At 67.7% G+C, this 2,809-nt stretch carries 2 protein-coding genes; one reads left to right on the top strand and one right to left on the bottom strand.

Annotated features, from left to right (window positions below):
- Nucleotides 1–276: TetR/AcrR family transcriptional regulator (locus VGD44_RS21970; RefSeq protein ID WP_331090514.1), on the bottom strand; the 276-nt coding region annotated here is incomplete at its 3' end.
- Nucleotides 277–416: 140 nt separating this feature from the next.
- On the opposite strand from VGD44_RS21970, the gene VGD44_RS21975 reads away from it, so the two are divergent.
- Nucleotides 417–2,657, top strand: coding sequence for a TonB-dependent receptor (locus tag VGD44_RS21975; protein ID WP_331090515.1), 2,241 nt, complete (start codon nucleotides 417–419; stop codon nucleotides 2,655–2,657).
- The last annotated feature ends 152 nt before the right edge of the window (nucleotides 2,658–2,809 follow it).

Genomic DNA, 2,809 nt, shown 5'->3' on the forward strand with positions numbered 1-2,809 from the left:
GAGCAGGCGGTCGAGGCCCGCGCCGTCCGCCTTGGCGGCGGCGCCCAGGTCGCGCGCCATGGCCTCGCAGGCGCGCCGGTAGCACTGGAAGACCAGGTCGTCCCTGTCCTCGATGTAGTAGTAGAGCGCCGCCCGCGAGACCCCCAGGCTGGCGGCGATCTCGCCGAGCGAGGTGTTGGAGACGCCGCGGGCGTTCAGGTGGCGCGCAGCGGCGTCCAGCACCGCGTCGCGCTTGCCGCGCCGTCCCCCGCCCTGCGTCTTCGCAGACTTCGCCACCCACGACTCCTGACGTCCGATTTGGACAACATACTCGGATGTCAAATTCATTGACAAGCCATGATTGACGTGTCGTTCTGATTGCATACTTGGACGTAAAATCCGGCTTGAAAGCCAGATCGTCCGAGGGGGAGGACGACATGAGGATCGGCGGAATCGGGCGTCTGGCGGCCTTTTCGGGCGCGAGCCTGCTCACCCTGGCCGTGGCGGCGCCCGCCGTCGGCCAGACCATGATCGAAGAGCTGGTCGTCACCGCCCAGAAGCGCGAGCAGCGGCTGATCGACGTGGGGGCCTCCGTGGCCAGCCTCGACAGTGAGGCGATCCGCACGGCGCGGGTCAGCGATCCCACCGACCTGGCGACTCAGGTCCCCAACGTCGACGTCAAGGAGAACATCCCCGGCGCGCAGGCGATCGTCACCGTGCGCGGCGTCGGTCTGAACGACTTCTCATCGACCAACAACTCCACCGTCGGGCTCTACGTCGACGAGGTGTTCCTGGCCTCGTTCGCCCAGATGGACTTCAACTTCTTCGACCTCGACCGGATCGAGGTGCTGAAGGGGCCGCAGGGCACGCTTTACGGCCGCAACTCGACGGCCGGCGCGATCAACATCCTGTCGGCGGCGCCGTCGCTGTCGGGTCACTCGGGCTACGTCACCGCATCGGCCGCCAACTACGACCGCTTCGAGGCCGAGGGCGCCGCGAACATCGCCGCCGGCGAGAGCCTCGCGTTCCGCCTGTCGGGCAAGGCCGTGAACCAGGGCGAGGGCTTCTGGTACTCCCGCACGCTCGCCCGCGACCTCGGCGAACAGGACATCCTCCTGGGCCGCGCCCAGATGCTGTGGAAGCCCGACGACCGGTTCTCGGCCCGCCTGAAGTTCGAGGTCGAGAAGAATCGGTCCGAGATCGGCGTGGGCAAGTTCTTCGGGACGCTCTCGACCAACGCATCGCCCTGCCCCGACTTCGCCAACCCCGCGCATTGCGTGAACAGCCACGGCTACACCGACACGACCCGCGACAAGTTCGAGGGCGACTGGGGCAGTCCCGCGCCCTATCGCGTCAGCCAATGGAACGGCACGGGGCGCATCGACGCCGACCTGGGCTTCGCCAAGCTGGCGGCCGTGACCGGCTACATCAACTTCAAGCGCAGCTTCCACATCGACGCCGACGCAGGCCCGACGAACGACGCCGAGTTCGACCAAAACGACAAGGTCGAGCAGTTCAGCCAGGAGGTGCGCCTGTCGGGCGAAGCGGGCCGGGTCAGCTGGATCGTCGGCGCCTACTATTCGTGGGACCGGGTGCGGACCTTCTCGCCGGGTACGCTCCGGGACATCTTCAACACCGACGTCCTGATCACCGCCGATCAGGAAACGAAGAGCCGCGCCCTGTTCGGCCAGGCCGACTGGAAGATCACCGACCAGCTGACCCTGGTCACCGGCGCCCGCTACACCGACGAGGACCGCGACTACGTCGGCGGCACCCGCGACCTGAACCCCTTCGGCCTGTCATTCCTGTGCCTGGCGGTCGGCGCTTGTGCGCCCGGACCCGGCCAGACCCAGCTGTCGTTCATCGACGACGGCGTCAGCGACAAGAACTGGTCGTGGCGGGCGGGTCTGAACTTCAAGCCCAGCGAGGACACGCTGCTCTACGCCCTGGTCGCCCGCGGCGTGAAGAGCGGCGGCTTCTTCAACGGCATCACCACGTCCAGCTTCGCGCTGGCGCCGTACGCGCCCGAGAAGCTCACGGACTACGAGGTCGGCTTCAAGGCCCGTCTGTTCGACCGCAGCCTTTCGCTCGAGGCCAGCGCCTTCTGGTACGACTACGAGGACCTGCAGACCCAAACCTTCACCAACGTCGGCGCGGTCTCGCTGATCAAGCTGGGCAACGTGGACAAGGCCACCGTGAAGGGGCTGGACATCCAGGCGGTCTGGCTGCCGGTCGACGGCTTGTCGCTCAGCGCAGGCCTGGGCGTGCTGGACACCAAGCTGGGCAGCTTCCTCACGGCGGGGCCGGCCGGGCCGATCATCGTGCCCAAAGGCAACAAGCTGCCGAACGCGCCGGACCTCACCCTCAACCTGCAGGCGCGCTACGAATGGCAGGTCATGGGCGACTGGACCGCAGCGATCCAGGGCGGCGCGCACTATTCCGACGAGGTGTTCAAGGAGGCGCTCAACACCGCCTACCTCTCGGCCGACGACTACTGGCTGTTCGACGCCCGCGCTTCGCTCTCCTCGGCGTCCGGCTGGGAAGTCGCGGTGTGGGCCAAGAACCTGGGCGACAAGGCCTACGTCGCGCAGGTCACGGACAACGGCATCGGCATGGGCTACCGCGTCTTCAACGCGCCGCGCACCTACGGCGTGACGCTGACGAAGCGGTTCGACTAGCGCCTGGGACGCGGCTCCTTCGAGAGCCGCGTGATCAGCAGCGCCGCGCGCTTGGCCTGGCGGTCGAGGCTCTTCAGGTCCGCCGTCTCGCCGGGCGCGTGGCTGCCCTCCCCGGCCATGCCCAGGCCCACGAGGCCGTCGATGAAGGCGAC

Origin of the sequence: Phenylobacterium sp., from assembly GCF_036402295.1 — a bacterium.
Taxonomy (GTDB): domain Bacteria; phylum Pseudomonadota; class Alphaproteobacteria; order Caulobacterales; family Caulobacteraceae; genus Phenylobacterium.

Excerpts from the sequence above, each read along its gene's own strand:
- VGD44_RS21975 (WP_331090515.1), top strand. The coding sequence starts at position 417 with ATGAGGATCGGCGGAATCGGGCGTCTGGCGGCCTTTTCGGGCGCGAGC.